The following is a 17037-nucleotide window of genomic DNA, read 5'->3' on the forward strand; positions in this document are numbered from 1 at the left end:
CGCCAACCGAAATGTAACGTTGCTCTGCGAATACACCCCCGGTAGGGCTATGCTCACCCCATGGTTCGCGGCAGCCGGTGCACACAGGCCCGCCGCACGGGGGCAGTACGGATCGTGCGGCCGGGCGTCATGACCCCGGCCGGCGAGGTCGAGGTGGCGGCTGTATGAACCAACGGGGGGACGACTTCCGCCATGACGCTGCCTTCACGGGCGCGGCGGTCTTCGAACACGCGCAGACGGCGGTGGTGGTCGCCGACCGCGCCGGTCGCCTGAGACACATCAACCCCTTCGCCCGCACCATGTTCGGGCTCTCCGCCGACCACGGCGACCTCCTCGGCCGGCCGTTCACCGACCTCGGCATCCAGGACTCCGACCGCGACCGCGCCGACCAGTTGCTGCGGCGCGTGCTGCGCGGCGAGACCTGGGACGGCACCTTCGCGGTCGTGCGCGCCGACTCCGCCTGGCTGCACATCCGCGTCAACGCCGTGCCCCTGAAGTCGGCGGCGGGCACCGTCGACGGCTTCGTCGTCTTCGCCGACGAGGCCCTGCGCGGCGGCCGCGTCGAGGACCTCTACGGCCTGCTCGACCGCGTCGGCAGCCGCCTGGCCGGCTCGCTGGAGTTCGGCTCCACCATGAAGGCGGTCGCCGAGATCCTGGTGCCGCAGTTCGCCGACCACTGCTTCATCGACCTCTTCGACCACGACCGGCTCATCCGGCACGTGTCGGTGCACGCCGAGGGCTGGACCCCGCCGGCGGGCACCTGGTACGACGTCGGCGAGGAGGTCCGCTACCCCGACCGCCACTTCGTCTACACCGCGATGCGGCGCTTCGAGACCGTGCTCGTCAGCGACTACGCCTACGCCTACGAGACCGACGACCCCCGCTCGGCGCGCGTCGCCGAGCAGGTCGGGGTGACCTCGGCCATCGCGGCGCCGCTGCGCGCCCGCGGCGAACTCCTGGGCGTGCTCACGCTGGCCCTGTCGCGCCTGTCGCCCCGCCAGAAGACCCGCTACGGCGGCTTCGACCGCGACCTCGTGGGCGCCCTGGCCTCGCGGGTGGCGCTGGCCATCGACAACGCCCGCCTGTTCGAGGAGGAGCGCCGCACCGCGCTCGCCTTCCAGCAGAGCCTGCTGCCGCGCGGGGAGTTCACCCCCTTCGACGGCCTCACCATCGCCCACCGCTACGTCCCCGCCAAGCCGCTGGAGGCCCACGGCCACGGCATCCAGACCCAGGTCGGCGGCGACTTCTACGACGTCATCCCACTCTCGGCCGGGCGCGTGGGGCTGGTGATCGGCGACGTCGAGGGCCGCGGCCCGCACGCGGCGGCCGTCATGGGCCAGATGCGCGCCGCCCTGCGCGCGTTCGCCCAGGCCGACCGCGAACCCGCCGACATCCTCCTGGCGCTGGACGAATGGGTGCGCCAGCTCGGCCGCCCCGACGGCTCCGGCGGCACCTGGGTGCCCAGCGTGAGCTGCCTCTACATGGTCTACGACGCCTGGTCGCGCGAGCTGTCCTACGCCAACGCCGGCCACCAGGCGCCGCTGCTCATCAACGACGGCCGCGTCGAGGAGCTGGCGCTGGAGGTCTCCGACACCCTGCTGGGGGTGCGGGCGCGCGGCGGCGGCAGCGGCCTGGAGGACGCCGTCTACCACCAGGCCAACCTCGAACTCCCGGCCGGGGCCACCCTGCTGCTCTACACCGACGGCCTGGTCGACCGCCGCCCGCTCGGCGGCAGCGTCGACATCCCCCGCTCGATGGAGTACCTCTACGAACGGGTCCGCGAGGTCGCCGACAAGGACGTCGACCAGATCGCCGAGACCGCGCTCACCGCGGTGCCCGGCGAGATCGACGACGACACCGCCCTGCTGGTGGTGCGCACCCACCCCGGCGAGCTGGCCATGGAGGAGGGCTGGTTCATCGCCGAGGCGCCCACGGTGGGCGACGCCCGGCACCTGGCCTCCAGCACCTTCAAGAACTGGGGCATGGACCGCGACCAGGCCGAACTCGCCTGCCTGCTGGTCTCGGAGATCGTCACCAACGTGGTCATCCACGCCACCCCCCACCCGGTGCGCCGGGAGTTCACCGCCGACGGCGTCAAGGACTCCGCCGACCTCCCGGGGCTGGGCGGGCTCGGCGGCGCGGGCGGCGACGAGTTCGACGAGGACTGGTCGGACCTGCTGGAGGAGGCGGCCGAGGACCCCGCCCCGCCGCAGGCCACGGAGTTCCTGCTGCGGCTGCGCCGGGGCGCGGACTCGGTGTGGGTCGAGGTGTTCGACCGCGACCTGCGGCTGCCGCGCATCCGCAGCGCCGGCGCCGACGACGAAGGCGGCCGCGGGCTCTACCTGGTGGACCAGTTGGCCACCCGCTGGGGCTCGCGCCCCACCCCCGACGGCAAGGCCGTGTGGTTCGAGGTCCCGCTGCGCTCGGCGGAGTGAGTGCCGGGGCGGCGGCCCCGCCCCGGCGTCAGCGGTTGGACCACGCCCACAGCATCAGCACCACGAAGATGAAGAACACCACGATGCCGCCGGTGGCCCACGGGATGTGGACCCTGCGCCGGAGCCGGCGCACGCCCAGCACCAGCAGGATGACCAGGAGACCGAGGACGATCAGCCCGTCCCACGCGCCAGTCACAGCGATCCCGACCCTTTCGCCAGACCCGTCAGGGGGTGCGGCTACAGGCCCAGCGAGCGCCCCACGATCTCCTTCATGATCTCGGTGGTGCCACCGAAGATCGACTGGATCCGGGCGTCCTGCCATGCCTTAGCCACGGGGTATTCCATCATGTATCCATACCCGCCGTGGAGTTGCAGGCACCGGTCCATCACCCGGTTGGCGAGTTCGGTGGTCCACCACTTCGCCTTGGCGGCGTCCTCGGGGGTCAGCTCACCCCGGTTGAGCAGGGTGATCGCCCGGTCGACGTAGGTGCGGGCGAGGTCGGTCTCGGTGGCGAGTTCGGCCAGCAGGAAACGGGTGTTCTGGAACCTGCTGATCGGACGTCCGAAAGCCGTGCGGTTCTTGCAGTACTCGATGGTCTGGGCGAGCACCGCCTCGCAGGCGGCGGTGGCCGACACCGCGATGGCCAGCCGCTCCTGCGGGAGGTTGGTCATCAGGTGCACGAACCCCTGGTTCTCCGTGCCGATCAGGTTGGCGGCGGGCACCCGCACGTCGGTGAACGACAGTTCGGCGGTGTCCTGCGCCTTCAGCCCGATCTTGTCGAGGTTCCGGCCCCGCTCGAACCCGGGCATGCCGCGCTCCACGGCCAGCAGCGAGATCCCGTGCGCGCCGGCGCCGGGGTCGGTGCGCGCCACCACGACCACCAGGTCGGCGTTGATGCCGTTGGTGATGAACGTCTTCTGCCCGTTGAGCACGTAGTGGTCGCCGTCGCGCAGCGCGGTGGCCTGGATGCCCTGGAGGTCGCTGCCGGCACCCGGCTCGGTCATGGCGATCGCGGTGATCAGCTCGCCCGAGGCGAACCCGGGCAGCCACCGGCGGCGCTGCTCCTCGGTGGTCAGCCGCACCAGGTAGGGGGCCATGACGTCGTTCTGGAGGCCGAACCCCAGCCCGCTGGCGCCCACCCGGCAGATCTCCTCGGCGACCACCGCGTTGAACCGGAAGTCGTCGATCCCCGAGCCGCCGTACTCCTCGGGCACGCCCAGGCCCAGGATCCCGACCTCGCCGGCCTTGGCCCAGACCTCGCGCGGGACGATGCCGTCCTTCTCCCACCGGTCGTGGAAGGGCACCACCTCGCGCTTGAGGAACGCGGCCACCGACTCCCGGTAGAGGTCGTGGTCGGTGTCGAAGATCTCCCGCCGCATGGCCCACTCCTTCGCTGGCGGCCCCACCCGCGCCCGGGCCGCGCGCCCGGTGCGTGACGTACGGCACCACCGTAACCGAATCCCGTTCGGTTTGGCAGGCCGGGCGGCGGCTCGCTCCGCGCCGGCTGAAGTTTCCGCAAAGTCCGCGTCCGCCCGCGCCCGCCCGCCCCGGCGGCGGCATCGCCCCTGCTTAGGCTGCTGCTGCGTTCACGCTCGTCCACCCGTTCCCGCGCCGGCAGGGGGCAGCATCCGATGGCAGCCAAGCACGCGGCCCGCACCCGTCCGCGCCGGGAGCCGCGCGGCCGCGCGGGCGTCGCCGTGGTGATGGCGGCCCTGCTGCTGACCGTGCTGCTCGCCGCGCTGGACCAGACGATCGTCTCGACCACGCTGCCCACCATCGTCAGCGACCTCGGCGGCCTCAACCACCTGTCGTGGGTGGTCACCGCCTACCTGCTGGCCGTCACCGCCAGCACGCCGCTGTGGGGCAAGCTCGGCGACCAGTTCGGCCGCAAGTGGCTGTTCCTGGCCTGCATCGTGGTGTTCCTCGCCGGGTCGGCGCTGTCGGGCACCTCCCAGTCGATGCTCCAGCTCATCCTGTTCCGCGCGGTGCAGGGCGTGGGCGGCGGCGGGCTGATGACACTGGCGATGGCGATCGTGGGCGACGTGGTCCCGCCCCGCGAACGCGGCCGCTACCAGGGGTTCTTCGGCGCGTCCTTCGGGGTGGCCAGCGTGGCCGGGCCGCTGCTGGGCGGGCTGTTCGTGGACCATTTGACCTGGCGCTGGGTCTTCTACATCAACCTGCCGCTGGGCGCGCTCGCCTTCGCGGCGGTGCTGCTGGCGCTGCCCGCCACCGGGCGGCGCACCCGCCACCGCATCGACTACGCCGGCACCGCGCTGCTGGCCGGCGCCGCCGTGGTGCTCACCCTGGTGTGCGCCTGGGGCGGCAGCGTCTACGCCTGGACCTCGCCGGTGACGCTGGGGCTGATCGCCGCCGCCATCGTGCTGGGTGTCGGGTGGTGGCTGAGCGCGCGCCGGGCCGCCGAGCCCGTGATGCCCCCGCACCTGTTCCGCGGCCGGGTGGTGCCCGTCGGCGTCGCGGTGCTGGCATGCGTCGGGTTCGCGATGATGGGCGCGATGGCCTACCTGCCGCTGTTCCTCCAGGTGGTGCACGGCTACTCGCCGACGGCCTCGGGGCTGCACCTGCTGCCCATGGTGGTGGGCATGCTGGTGACCTCGGTCGGCAGCGGCCAACTGGTCTCCCACACCGGCCGCTACAAGCCCTACCCCATCGTGGGCATGGCGCTGGTGACGGCGGCGCTGCTGCTGCTGGCCACGCTGGGGCCCGAGACGTCGATGGTCGCGATGAGCGGCTACTTCCTGCTGCTGGGCTGCGGGCTGGGGCTGGTCATGCAGGTGGTGCTGACGGCGGTGCAGAACGCCGTCGACTACGCCGACCTGGGCGCGGCCACCTCCACCGCCACCTTCTTCCGCTCCATCGGGGGGTCCTTCGGCACGGCGGTGTTCGGCTCGGTCTTCTCGGCGCGGCTGGCCGCCAACCTCCAGGCGCGCGCCGGCGAGATCCAACTGCCGCCCGGGGTGTCGGCGGATGAGTTGGAGACCAGCCCCCGGGCGCTGGACACCCTGCCGCCGGCGGCCCAGGCCGGGTTCCTGCGCGCCTACGCCGACTCCATCGACACCGTGTTCCTGTGCGCGGCGCCCGTGGCCGCGGCGGCGTTCCTGCTCACCCTGCTGCTCAAGGAGATCCCGCTGCGCACCACGATCGGCCGCCCCGACCTGCACGAGACGGTGGCGCCGGTGGCCGGCACGCGCGAGCCCCTGGCGCGGGTGGAGGCGGCGGCCTACCGGGAGGCGGGGCGGGCCGGGGCGCGGCGGATGTACGAGCGGCTGGCGGCGGCGGCCGGGCTGGACCTGTCGCCGGGGGCGTGCTGGGTGCTCAGCCACCTGGCCGTCACCGGGTCCATCAGCGGCGAGGAGCTGGCGCGGATGTGCCACCGGCCGGCGGAGGGGCTGGTGCCCGTCCAGGAGGAGCTGCGCCGGGCCGGGCTGCTCGCCGGGTCGGGCGCGCACTGGGCGCTGAGCGCGCGGGGGCGCGACGCCGCCCGGCGGCTCGTGGACGCCCAGGAGGACGCGCTGCGCGCGGCGCTGGCCGACTACGCGCCCGAGGACCACCCCGAGCTGGTCGCGGTGCTGCGCGACGTGGCGCGGCGCACCCTGGGCGACGAGGACGACGCGGCGCTGGCGGGTGAGGCGGGGCGGCCCCGGTACGTGTAGGGGCGGGGGCTGTCGCTGAGAGGCGGGCGGGCCGGAGCCTGCGGGCAGGGGCCGGGGACCGGGCGGGAGCGGGGCGGGGCGGAGGGGAGGGGCCGGGGCGGGCCGAAGGCGGCCCCGAGGGCTTGCCGCGACGCCGGAACCGAATATGGTTCGGGTTAGGCATCGAAGCGCTCGCTCCCCTGGAGGAACCGTGGCTGAGGCATTCATCGTCGGGGCCGTCCGGACCCCCGTCGGCACCCGGAAGGGCGCCCTGGCCGGCGTGCACCCGGCCGACCTGGGGGCCCACGTGCTCAAGGAACTGGTCGACCGCACGGGGGTGGACCCGGCGGCGGTCGAGGACGTCGTGATGGGCTGCGTCAGCCAGGTCGGCCCGCAGGCGCTCGACCTCGCCCGCACGGCGTGGCTGTCGGCCGGGCTGCCCGAGACCACCCCCGGCGTCACCATCGACCGCCAGTGCGGGTCCTCCCAGCAGGCCGTCCACTTCGCCGCCCAGGGTGTCATGTCGGGCACCCAGGACCTGGTGGTCGCCTCGGGCGTGGAGAACATGGGCATGGTCCCCATGGGCTCCAACGTCAAGTACGCGCTGGACGCCGGGCTGTCGGTGTACGGCGAGGGCTGGGCCAAGCGCTACGGCGACCAGGAGATCTCCCAGTTCCGCGGCGCCCAGTTGATGGCCGAGAAGTGGGGCTACAGCCGCGAGGACCTGGAGCGCTACGCGCTGGAGAGCCACCGCCGGGCCGCGGCGGCGCGCGAGGCCGGCCACTTCGCCGAGCAGATCGCGCCGCTGGCCGGGGTGGAGCAGGACGAGGGCGTGCGCCCCGACACCACCCTGGAGAAGATGGCCGGGCTGGACCCGCTGCGCGAGGGCTGGGTGCTCACTGCGGCGGTGGCCAGCCAGATCTCGGTGGGCGCGGGCGCGGTGCTCATCGCCTCCGAGCGGGCGGTCGAGCGGCACAACCTCACCCCGCTGGCGCGGATCGTGCAGCTCTCCCTGGTCGGCGACGACCCGGTGTACATGCTCACCGCGCCCATCCCCGCCACGCGGATCGCACTGGAGAAGGCCGGGCTGAGCATCGACGACATCGACGTCACCGAGATCAACGAGGCGTTCGCGCCGGTGCCCATGGCCTGGCTGGACGAGCTGGGCGCCGACCCCGCCAAGACCAACCCCAACGGCGGCGCCATCGCCCTGGGCCACCCGCTGGGGGCCACCGGCGCGGTGCTGATGACCAAGCTGGTCCATGAGCTGCGGCGCGGCGGCGGGCGCTACGGCCTCCAGACGATGTGCGAGGGCGGCGGCCAGGCCAACGTCACGATCATCGAGCGGGTCTGACGCCCCGGGCGGTGCCGGCCGCCCGGACGGGCTGACGGGCGCAGGAGCGGCGCGGGGCGGCGGACGCCCCGCGCCGCTTCGCGTGCGGGGGGTGGGTGGGCAACGGGCGTGCGCGGGCGAGGAGGAGCGGCGTGCGCGGGGGCGCGCGGCGGGGAATTCGGCGGCGTGTGCCCAGGTGGGGGCGGCGAAAAACCGACATTCGGGGGCGCCGAGGTATTTTCCCGCGTATTCGTGCGTGCGGGAGTGTGGGCGTTGCGCGGGAGCCGGGCCGGCACCGGGGCGGCCGGCGGGGCGTTCTGCCCGTCTTGGCGGCATCGGTGCAGGTCGCCGTGTTTTTCGGGATGGCATTCAGCCGCTGAACAGGCGTTCCTTAACAGATCTTCATTGGCCAAGTGGTGGCGCGCAATTCATTGACGCATTAAATTGCCTTCATGCTCATTCGCGTTTCCCCGGCGGGCTGCTGGTTTGACGCAGAATGTCGAAGAGAGGCGCGTTCGCGCCGTCCGATATGCCTTTAGGTGTTTTCGGAACCTTCCCGGTATTCTTCCTCGAACCGAAAGACCGCCTCGGATGACTCTGCCCCGCCTCGTCGTACTGAGCCGCCGCGGCCGTGCGACCCTCGCCCCGGACCACTGGGCCGAGCTGGAGCGCCACGCCGACGTGCTCGTGGTGCCGTGCGAACGCGCGCCCGAACGCGCCGACGCCGCCCGGCTGCTCGCCGGCGCCGACCTGCTCGCGGCCACCAACCTGTGCCTGCCGGCCGTCGACCCCGACCTCCTCGACGCCCTGCCCGGCCTGCGCGGCATCGTGCTCTACGCCACCGGCTACGACCACCTCGACATCCCGCTGCTGCGCTCGCGCGGGGTGGGCCTGTCGATCCTGCCGGGATATGCCACCACCGCCGTGGCCGAGCACTGCCTGGCCATGCTGTTCGGGCTGGCCACGCGCCTGCACCTGGCCCACGACCGCAGCCGGGGCGCGGCTCCGCCCACGGTGTCGCTGCGCGGTGTGGAGCTGCGCGGGCGCACCCTGGGCGTGGTGGGCCTGGGCCGCATCGGCGGCGAGGTCGCGCGCATGGCCCGCGCCCTGGGCATGGCCGTGCGCGGCACCGACACCGACCCCGCGGCCGCCGCGCGCGCCGCCGCGTCGGGGATCGAGACCACCGACCTGGCCGGCGCGCTGGGCGCCGACGCGGTGGCGGTGTGCGCCAGCCACACGTTCGGCGCCCCGCCCGTCATCGGCGCCGCCGAACTCGCCGCGCTGGCGCCGGGCGCGCTGCTGGTCAACGTCGCCCGCGCCTCGCTGGTCGACACCGCCGCCGCCGTGGCGGCGGTGCGCGGCGGGCGGCTGCGCGGCTACGCCGTCGACGACACCGTGCTCGACCCCGCCGTCGACGGCGACCTGCTGGCGCAGGGCCGGGTCTTGCAGACCGGGCACAGCGCCTGGTGGCGCGACGAGACCCTGGACCGCGGCGCCCGGATGTGGGGCGAGCGCATGCTCGCCGCCGTGCGCGGGGCGCCGCTGGACCCGGTGACATGGCCCGAGCACGCCCCGGCGGCGCCGGCCACCGCGGCGGTGGGCGCATGAGCCGCCGCTGGGGTCCGCTGGCGGCCTGCCTGGTCGCGGTATGGCTGATCGTGCCCGCCGTGCTGGCCGCCGCGCGGTGGCCGCGCTGGTGGGACTACATCGCCCAGGAGATGACCCCGATGACGTGGGTGCAGAGCGTCGTGCTCGTGCTCGCGGCCGCCGGGGCCCTGCTCGTGGCGTTCGTGCTGCGGCGCACCGAGGGCGGGGGCACCGGAGGTGCCCGAACCGGGGTGTGGTGGCTGCTGGCCGCCGGGTTCGCGGTGCTGGCCCTGGACGAGCGGTTCGCCCTGCACGAGCGGGTGCGCGACGGCTACCTCGCCCCGCGCGGGGTGACCGTGCCGTTCCTGCCGTGGGTGGCGCCCGGCGACTTCCTGGTGATGGGGCTGGCCCTGGTCGGGCTGGCGCTGCTGCCGGCGGTGTGGCGCGCGGTGCGGGTGGACACCGCCTCGCGCAACGCCCTGGTGGCGGGGGTGCTGCTGGCGGTGGTGGCGGTCGGGATCGACTCGGTCGACCCCGCGACCTGGACCGTCGCGGCCGAACGCGTCCAGCAGTCCCTGGAGGAGGTCGTGGAGCTGGGCAGCGGCCTGGCGTTCCTGGCGGCGATCGTGCTGCGCCTGACGGGCCTGCTCGCCGCCCACCTGCCGTCGGCTGTGCCGCACGAGCCGCCCGTGGCGGCGCGGCCGGCCCCTGTTCCCGCACCGCCGGCCGCGGGAGGCGGCGGACGCTGAGGGGGCCTGGCCAGGCCCCCGCCGCCCCCGGGGCCGCCCGGCGTGGGACCGCCGGGCGGGGGGCGGGGCGGGGGGGGGCGCGGGGGGCGGGGGCGCGGGGGGGGGGCAGGACGCACCCCGCGCTCCGCGGGAACCGGGGGATCGGTCAGTCCCGGCGGGATTCAGCCGGTGCCGGTGCCGGTGCCGGTAGGTCTCGGTAGGTCGCAGCGGGTCCCGGGGGACCCGGTGGGTCAGGGGGCGTCGTAGACGACGCCCTCGCCCAGGCCGAGCCAGTCGGCCATGGCGCGGAGTTCGGCGTCGAGTTCGGCCGCGGTCTCGGGCGGGGCGGAGTCCTCGACGGTGGTGCGCCGCACCAGCAGGCGGCCGGTGGCGCGGTCGGCCTTGAGGTCGACCCGCGCCACGAGGCGGTCGCCCAGCAGGAACGGCAGCACGTAGTAGCCGTGCACCCGCTTGGCCGCCGGAACGTAGATCTCCAGGCGGTAGCGGAACCCGAACAGCGCCTCGGTGCGCGAGCGCTCCCACACCAGGGAGTCGAACGGGCTGAGCAGCGCGCGGGCGCGCACCGCGCGCGGCACGCGGGCGTCGCGGTGCAGGTAGGCCGGGCGCGGCCAGCCGGCCACGCTGACCGGCACGAGTTCGCCGGAGTCGACGAGGTCGGCCACCGCCGAGCGGCCCTCGGCGGCGCTCAGCCGGAAGTAGTCGCGCAGGCAGGTCTCGGTGGCCACGCCGTGGGCGCGGGCCGCGATGGCGACGAGTTGGCGGCGGGCGTCGGCGGGGTCGGGGTCGGGGGCGTCGCGGACCTCGGGCGGCAGGACGCGTTCGGGGAGGTCGTAGCGGCGTTCGAACTGGGCGGTGCGGCCGTCGGTGGTGACCTCGCCCGCCCAGAACAGGAACTCCAGCGCGCTCTTGACCAGCGACCAGTTCCAGCCCCAGTGGTCGCGGGCGCGGGGGACGTCGTGCTCCAGGGCGGCCTCGATCTGGCGGGCGGTGGCCGGGCCGACGCGCTCGACCTCGGCGCGCACGGCCTTGACGAGGTCGGGATGGCTGTCGGCGATCTCGCGCATGGAGCCCCACGCCTCGGCGCGGGCGCGCGCCATGCGCCAGCGCAGCAGGCGGTGGGTGGCCGGGGGGATCAGGCTGGCCTCGTGCGCCCAGTACTCGACCAGGCGACCGCCGCGCCGAGTGGCGGCGCGGTCGAGGAGGGCGGGGTCGTAGGCGCCGAGGCGGGCGAACACCGGCAGGTACTGGCTGCGGGCGAGGACGTTGACGCTGTCGATCTGGATGACGCCGATGCGGTCGATGACCCGCTGGAGGTGGCGCGCGGTGGGCCGGGCGGCGGGGCGGGGGTCGGTGAAGCCCTGCGCGGCCACCGCGATCCGGCGGGCCTGGGCCGCCGAGAGGGTGGAGCCGCGCCGGGGGTGGGGCGGCGCTGACTCGTACATACCGCCGACCCTAGCCGGGGCCACTGACATCGCGTTCCGTCCCTCCGCCCGTCATCTGCGGACGGAGGGGGGAGAGGCGGGGGTCGCGGCGGTCGGGCGGCGCCCCAGAGGGCTCGCCGCCTGCCTCAGCCGCCGTTCTGGGAGCGCTGGTACTCCTCCCACAACTCCCAGGCGCGCTCGACGTCCTCCTGGCTGACGCCGGGCGGGTAGGTGGGGCCGCTGTCCTCGGCCGGTGCCTCGGCGGGCTCGGGGGCCTCGGCGGCGGGGCGCTCGTGCTCGGGCGAGGGGGGCGGGGCCTCCTGCACGGGCGCCTCGACCTGGGCGGCGGGCGGGGCGGCGGTGGGCTCCTCGACGCGCTGCGGCGGGGCGGACGCGCCCTGCGGGCGGCCGACGTCGTCGCCGGGGTTCTCGCTGGAGGGGGCGGGGTCGTCCACCACCACCGACGTGCCGGACTCGCCGGGCGCCGGGCCCGAGAACACGGGCACCAGGGCGGTCACGCCGTAGGCGGCGCCGACGAGCACGGCGGCACCGGCCGCGGCGACGGCCAGGCGGCGGCGGAGCCGGCCGCGCGGGGGCTCACCCGGGCCGGGCGGGTCCTCGGCGCCGCGCGGGATGTTGAAGTCGGTGGTGAGGGCGGGCGCGGGGTCCTGCGGGGAGTGGTCGTCCGCGGCTGCCTCGGGCGAGGCGTGGGAAGACACGAGGGGACTCCTCTGGGCGGAAGGAGGGGAGGACGCCCTGCCGAAGGAGCGTGGGGTGGGTGGCAGAGCGTGACCCGGGGAATACTAGCCACTCCGTTGATCCCGGAACAACCCGCGGAACGGGTCCAATTCAGTACGAAGTAGGGATAAACAGCCCTTGCGGCCCCGTCTCGGCCGCGTTAGCGGCCTTCGCGCACGGGATGCGCACGTGCTGCCGTCGAGGGACCGTTTCCCCCGGCGAGGCCGCCGGCACGGACGCTCTGACGCTTCTGCGCCCTAGCCGCGCAGCTCGTCGGGCAGGGCGGGGCGGCGGGCGCGGGGCAGGCCGGCCACCACGAGGCGGTAGGAGTCGGTCACCAGCTCCTCCACCAGCGCCGCATCGATCGAGCCGCCGGGGGACAGCGTGATCCAGTGCCGCTTGTTCATGTGGTAGCCCGGGGTGATGTCGGCGTGGGCCGTGCGCAGGGCCTCGGCGTCCAGGGGCGCGGCCTTGAGGATCGCCACCCGCTCGCCGCGGACCTCCACCACCAGCAGGAACACCTTGCCGCCGACCTTGAACACATCCCAGTCGGGGCCGAAGGGGTACTCCAGCCGCGCCTCGGGCAGGGCCTCGGCCCGCCGCCGGGCCGTGTCGTGCAGGGTCTCGCCGTCCACCGGCTCGCCTCCCTCGTCCTCCGTCCGCGCCGCCGCGCCCGCGCCTTCGCCCCGCGCCCGCGTCCGCGCCCGCGGGCGCGAGCCCGGACGCGGGCGCGGCGGGTCCGGTCAGCCCGTCGTCCGGTGCACATTCTCCCGGTCTGAGGGGCCGGGCTCGGACGGGGCGATCAGCGGGCCGGGCACCGACGGGTCGAGGATGCCGTCCTCCAGCCACGCGTAGCGGTCCTCCAGCACCCGGCGGCTGAGCTTGCCGTCGAGGTCGTCGGTGTTGGCCCACAGCGCCGTGAACAGGGCGTCCACGCGCAGCCGGGACTGCCGGCAGAACGCGTCGGCCAGTTCGTAGGCGCCCTGGCCGCGCTCGGGGTGCTCCAACCGGTCGTGGTGGGCGCGCACCACGGTCGCGCTCATCGCGAAGAGTTCGGCGCCGATGTCGACCACGCGGGCGAGGAACCCCTGCTTGGTCTCCATGCGGCCCTGCCAGCGCGACATCCCGTAGAAGGTGGACCGCGCCAGGCGGCGGGCGGCGCGCTCGACGTAGCGCAGGTGGGCGGCCAGCGGGCCGAACTCGCCGAAGGCGCCGGGGCGCTGGCCCTCGCCCACCACCAGCGTGGGCAGCCAGGAGGCGTAGAAGCCGCTCGCCTTGGCCACGGCCCGCGCCTTGGCGGCGGTGTCGGCGTCGGGGTCGATGATGTCGCCGGCCACGGCCAGGTGGGCGTCGACCGCCTCGCGGGCGATCATCAGGTGCATGATCTCGGTCGAGCCCTCGAAGATCCGGTTGATCCGCAGGTCGCGCAGCACCTGCTCGGCGGGCACGCCGCGCTCGCCGCGCGCCGCCAGGGAGTCGGCGGTCTCAAAGCCCCGCCCGCCGCGCACCTGCACCAGGTCGTCGGCCACGCGCCAGGCCATCTCCGAGCACCACAGCTTGGCCAGCGCCGCCTCGATGCGGATGTCGTGGCGGCCGTCGTCGGCGAACTGGCCGGCCAGCTCCAGCACGGCGTTCATGGCGTAGGTGGTGGCGCTGATGAAGGCGATCTTCTTGGCGACCTCCTCGTGCGCGCCGACGGGGCGGCCCCACTGCACGCGCTCGCGCGCCCACTCGCGGGCGGTCCTGGTGCACCACTTGCCGGCGCCCACGCAGATGGCGGGCAGCGACAACCGGCCGGTGTTGAGGGTGGACAGGGCGATCCGCAGGCCCTTGCCCTCCTCGCCGATGCGGTTCTGGGCGGGGACGCGGACCCGGTGGAACCGGGTGACGCCGTTCTCCAGCCCGCGCAGGCCCATGAACCGGTTGCGGTGCTCCACGGTGATGCCCTCAGAGGCGCCCTCGACCACGAACGCGGTGATGCCGCCCCGGTGCCCCTCGCTCTGCGGCACTCGCGCCATGACCACCAGCAGGTCGGCGACCACGCCGTTGGTGGTCCACAGCTTCACGCCGTCGATGAGGTAGGCCGAGCCGTCCTCGACGGGTGTGGCCGTGCAGCGCAGCCGCGCGGGGTCGCTGCCGACGTCGGGCTCGGTGAGCAGGAACGCGCTGATGTCGGTGGCGGCGCAGCGCGGCAGGAACGCGCGCTTCTGCTCCTCGGTGCCGAACATCGCCAGCGGCTGGGGCACGCCGATCGACTGGTGGGCCGACAGCAGCGCGGCGACGGCGGGGGAGACCGAGCCGACCAGGGTCAGCGCGCGGTTGTAGTAGAGCTGGCTCAGCCCCAGACCGCCGTAGGCGCGGGGGATCTTCATGCCCAGGGCGCCCAGTTCCTTCAGGCCGCGCACGACCTCGTCGGGGATGCGGTCCTCGCGCTCGATGCGCTGGGCGTCGACGGTCTCGCAGAAGGCGCGCAGCCGGGCCAGGAACTCCTCGCCGGCGGCCACGGAGCCGGGGTCGGGGCGGGGGTAGGGGTGGACGAGGTCCAGGCGCAGCCGGCCCAGGTACAGCTCCTTGCCGAAGCTGGGCCGGTGCCACTCGGACTCGCGGGCGGCCTCGGCCACGGCGCGGGCCTGCCGCTCGTCGACGTGCCCGGGGCCGGTCTCGCGGTTCACCGCTGTCATGGTGGTGGATCACCTCACGCAAACGACGTCGCGCCAACGGGTATGGCCTACGTCACACCACCTACCCCCGGCCGCCGCGCCGAAGCATGCCCCGGTCAGGGGCCTCAGCCGTCCCGGCGGCGGGGGACGCGCACGGTCACGGTCGTGCCCGCGCCGGGTCGGGCGGCCAGCTCCACCCCGCCGCCGTGGGCCTCGGCGATCGCCTTGACGATGGACAGCCCCAGCCCGCTGCCGCTGTTGGGCGCCCGGTTGCCCCGGTAGAACCGGTCGAAGGCGCGCCGCAGGTCCTCCGCCGCCATCCCCGGGCCCTCGTCGGCGACCTCCAGCACCGCCGTGCCGTCCTCCTCGCGCAGCCGCACGGCCGCCGGCGTGCCCTCGGGGGTGTGCTCGCGGACGTTGGCCAGCAGGTTGGCCAGGATCTGGCGGATCCGCGCCTCGTCGGCGTCGCAGGTCAGCGCCTCGGGTGCGGCCAGGGTGAGGGGGCGGCCCGGTTCCAGCGCGCGGGCGTCGGCCACCACCTCGGCGGCCACGGCGGCGATGTCGGTGGGGCCGCGCTGGAGCGACCCGGTGCGGTCCAGCCGCGCCAGCTCCAGCAGCTCGGCCACCAGGCGGCTCATCCGCTCGGCCTCGTTCTCGATGCGCCGCATCGCCCCGGGCAGCTCCTCGGCGGGGATGGCGCCCTGCCGGTACAGCTCGGCGTAGCCGCGGATGGTGGTCAGCGGGGTGCGCAGCTCGTGGGAGGCGTCGGCGGCGAAGGCGCGCACCCGCTCCTCCGAGGCGCGCTGGGCGGCGAAGGCGTCGTCGATGCGGCGCAGCATGGTGTTGATGGCGCCGGCCAGCCGGCCCACCTCGCTGTGGGAGCCCGAGCCGGGCATCCGCACCGTCATGTCGGTGCCCACGCTGATGCGGTTGGCGGTGGTGGCCATCTCGTCCAGCGGCTCCAGGCCGCGCCCGATCAGCCACCGCCCGGCCATCAGCAGCCCGCCCAGCAGCAGGCCGGCGGTGACGAGCTGGGTGAGGACCAGCCGCCACGGGTACTCCTCGCGGTCGCTGGTGGGCACCCCGGTGACCAGGATGGTGTCGGGGCGCAGCCGCACGGTGGCGCGGTAGGGCGCGACCGAGTCGTCCACCCCGTCCAGCTCGAAGATCTCGCCGGTGGCGCCGTAGGCGCGCCACTGGTCCAGCGGTATCGCGCGGATGCGGTCCAGGACCACGTCCTCGCGTTCGGTGTCGCCGTAGACCTGGTCGATCGCGCCGGTGCGGTTGTTCAGCAGCACCACGAAGTAGGGGGAGGGGCTGGGGGCGTCCACCCCCACCGGCGGGGTGTCGTTGTCCAGCCGGACGGTGGCGCGCTCGGCGGTGAGCTGGAGCTGGGCGTCGATGCGGTCGGTGATGAAGCTGCGCAGGGTCAGGAAGCCGACCACGCAGGTGAGGAGCAGGCCGGTGCCGGTCACCGCGATCAGGCCCACCAGCAGGCGCGAGCGCAGGCCGCCCGAGCGGGTCATCTAGCCCTGGTCCCGGGTGCGCAGCGCGTAGCCCACGCCGCGCTGGGTGTGGATGAGCGCGGGGCCCAGCGGGTCGAGCTTGCGCCGCAGGTAGCTGATGTAGGTCTCGACGATCTGGGACTGCCCGGCGTAGTCCCAGCCCCACACGTTCTCCAGGAGTTGGGCGCGGGTGAGGACCTGGCCGGCGTTGCTCATCAGGTAGGCCAGCAGCCGGAACTCGGTGGGCGACAGCTCGATGGCCACGCCCGCGCGGCGCACCGTCCAGGTGCGCTCGTTGAGTTCGAGGTCGTCCACGCGCAGCACGCCCTGCTCGGCGCGGTCGGCCTCGGCCGCGCCGTCGTCGCGGCGGGCGCGGCGCAGCAGCGCGTGCACGCGCGCGATCAGCGCCTCGACGGAGAACGGCTTGGTGACGTAGTCGTCGCCGCCGAGCGACAGCCCGGTGACGGTGTCGGAGGGGGTGTCGCGGGCGGTGAGGTAGATGACGGGGACGTCGTCGCCGGAGTCGCGCAGCCGCCGGCAGACGTCGAAGCCGCTGATGTCGGGCAGCAGCACGTCGAGCAGGATGAGGTCGGGGTGGCGGTCGCGGGCCATGGCCAGCCCTTCGCCGCCGGTCTCGGCGGTGCTCACGCTGAAGCCGTGGAACCGCAGGGCCGCCTGGACGAGGTCGCGGATGTTGGGCTCGTCGTCGATCACCAGTACGTGCGAGCGGGTCGCGGTCTCGGGCATCCATCTCACCTTAAGCGCGGCGTGTCCGGCCTGGCCTCCATGATGCCGCAGGCGGAGGCGGCGGGAGCACGCGCGCGCCGCCCGGGCGGTGCCGGCCGGCCGGAGCCGCCTGTCGCGCATCGCCCGCCACCCGCGCCGGGGCGGCGGGGACGCCGCTGCGCGCCATGCGCGGCGCCCCCGCCGGCTCCACGAGCCGCGCGGCCGGCCCGGG

Annotated in this window: 13 protein-coding genes; 5 read left to right on the forward strand and 8 right to left on the reverse strand. The window is 74.7% G+C overall.

The window, feature by feature from the left end; translation table 11 throughout:
• The first annotated feature begins 164 nt into the window (after window positions 1-164).
• Entirely contained in the window at window positions 165-2435 is a 2271-nt protein-coding gene (locus LG943_RS20340; RefSeq protein WP_270073917.1) for an ATP-binding SpoIIE family protein phosphatase, read from the forward strand.
• Window positions 2436-2463: 28 nt separating this feature from the next.
• On the opposite strand, the gene LG943_RS20345 is transcribed toward LG943_RS20340, so the two are convergent.
• Together LG943_RS20345 and LG943_RS20350 are read right to left on the reverse strand one after the other, a co-directional pair.
• A complete protein-coding gene (locus tag LG943_RS20345) occupies window positions 2464-2631 on the reverse strand; it encodes a hypothetical protein (RefSeq protein WP_179768053.1) in 168 nt (55 codons plus the stop codon).
• A gap of 41 nt (window positions 2632-2672) precedes the next feature.
• The gene (locus LG943_RS20350; protein WP_270073918.1) at window positions 2673-3815 is read right to left on the reverse strand and encodes an acyl-CoA dehydrogenase family protein; all 1143 of its coding nucleotides are present in this window, start codon (window positions 3813-3815) and stop codon (window positions 2673-2675) included.
• Window positions 3816-4067: 252 nt separating this feature from the next.
• Between LG943_RS20350 and LG943_RS20355 the strand changes: the two genes are divergently transcribed.
• The 4 genes from LG943_RS20355 (at window position 4068) to LG943_RS20370 (ending at window position 9755) form a co-directional block, all read left to right on the forward strand.
• Window positions 4068-6107 carry an MDR family MFS transporter gene (locus LG943_RS20355; RefSeq protein WP_270073919.1) on the forward strand — a complete coding sequence of 680 codons (2040 nt, stop codon included), beginning with the start codon at window positions 4068-4070 and terminating at the stop codon, window positions 6105-6107.
• Between the two features lie 190 nt (window positions 6108-6297).
• Complete coding sequence (locus LG943_RS20360; RefSeq protein WP_270073920.1) at window positions 6298-7440, forward strand: acetyl-CoA C-acetyltransferase; 1143 nt, start codon at window positions 6298-6300, stop codon at window positions 7438-7440.
• 570 nt (window positions 7441-8010) lie between these two features.
• Window positions 8011-9027, forward strand: coding sequence for a 2-hydroxyacid dehydrogenase (locus LG943_RS20365; RefSeq protein WP_270073921.1), 1017 nt, complete (start codon window positions 8011-8013; stop codon window positions 9025-9027).
• On the forward strand, window positions 9024-9755 hold the full coding sequence (locus LG943_RS20370) for a hypothetical protein (protein WP_270073922.1): 732 nt from the start codon (window positions 9024-9026) through the stop codon (window positions 9753-9755). The genes LG943_RS20365 and LG943_RS20370 overlap by 4 nt, the downstream gene beginning before the upstream one ends.
• Before the next feature lie 230 nt (window positions 9756-9985).
• Here the strand turns inward: LG943_RS20370 and LG943_RS20375 are convergent, their stop codons facing one another.
• From LG943_RS20375 to LG943_RS20400, 6 genes are all read right to left on the reverse strand, one after another.
• On the reverse strand, window positions 9986-11197 hold the full coding sequence (locus tag LG943_RS20375) for a winged helix-turn-helix domain-containing protein (protein WP_270073923.1): 1212 nt from the start codon (window positions 11195-11197) through the stop codon (window positions 9986-9988).
• Window positions 11198-11322: 125 nt separating this feature from the next.
• Window positions 11323-11895, reverse strand: coding sequence for a hypothetical protein (locus LG943_RS20380; protein ID WP_270073924.1), 573 nt, complete (start codon window positions 11893-11895; stop codon window positions 11323-11325).
• Between the two features lie 276 nt (window positions 11896-12171).
• Window positions 12172-12549 (reverse strand): MmcQ/YjbR family DNA-binding protein, encoded by a 378-nt coding sequence (locus LG943_RS20385; RefSeq protein ID WP_270073925.1) that lies wholly within the window; start codon window positions 12547-12549, stop codon window positions 12172-12174.
• A gap of 108 nt (window positions 12550-12657) precedes the next feature.
• A complete protein-coding gene (locus LG943_RS20390; RefSeq protein ID WP_270073926.1) occupies window positions 12658-14595 on the reverse strand; it encodes an acyl-CoA dehydrogenase family protein in 1938 nt (645 codons plus the stop codon).
• A gap of 104 nt (window positions 14596-14699) precedes the next feature.
• Window positions 14700-16100: a sensor histidine kinase gene (locus tag LG943_RS20395; protein ID WP_270073927.1), complete on the reverse strand. Its 1401-nt coding sequence runs from the start codon at window positions 16098-16100 to the stop codon at window positions 14700-14702.
• The gene (locus LG943_RS20400) at window positions 16101-16826 is read right to left on the reverse strand and encodes a response regulator transcription factor (RefSeq protein ID WP_270073928.1); all 726 of its coding nucleotides are present in this window, start codon (window positions 16824-16826) and stop codon (window positions 16101-16103) included.
• Between the last annotated feature and the right edge of the window lie 211 nt (window positions 16827-17037).

Source organism: Streptomonospora mangrovi (assembly GCF_027604915.1).
Classification (GTDB): Bacteria; Actinomycetota; Actinomycetes; order Streptosporangiales; family Streptosporangiaceae; genus Streptomonospora; species Streptomonospora mangrovi.

Coding starts and splice junctions, on each gene's coding strand:
- LG943_RS20340 (WP_270073917.1), top strand. CDS start 165: ATGAACCAACGGGGGGACGACTTCCGCCATGACGCTGCCTTCACGGGC.
- LG943_RS20350 (WP_270073918.1), bottom strand. CDS start 3,815: ATGCGGCGGGAGATCTTCGACACCGACCACGACCTCTACCGGGAGTCG.
- LG943_RS20355 (WP_270073919.1), top strand. CDS start 4,068: ATGGCAGCCAAGCACGCGGCCCGCACCCGTCCGCGCCGGGAGCCGCGC.
- LG943_RS20365 (WP_270073921.1), top strand. CDS start 8,011: ATGACTCTGCCCCGCCTCGTCGTACTGAGCCGCCGCGGCCGTGCGACC.
- LG943_RS20370 (WP_270073922.1), top strand. CDS start 9,024: ATGAGCCGCCGCTGGGGTCCGCTGGCGGCCTGCCTGGTCGCGGTATGG.
- LG943_RS20375 (WP_270073923.1), bottom strand. CDS start 11,197: ATGTACGAGTCAGCGCCGCCCCACCCCCGGCGCGGCTCCACCCTCTCG.
- LG943_RS20390 (WP_270073926.1), bottom strand. CDS start 14,595: ATGACAGCGGTGAACCGCGAGACCGGCCCCGGGCACGTCGACGAGCGG.
- LG943_RS20395 (WP_270073927.1), bottom strand. CDS start 16,100: ATGACCCGCTCGGGCGGCCTGCGCTCGCGCCTGCTGGTGGGCCTGATC.
- LG943_RS20400 (WP_270073928.1), bottom strand. CDS start 16,826: ATGCCCGAGACCGCGACCCGCTCGCACGTACTGGTGATCGACGACGAG.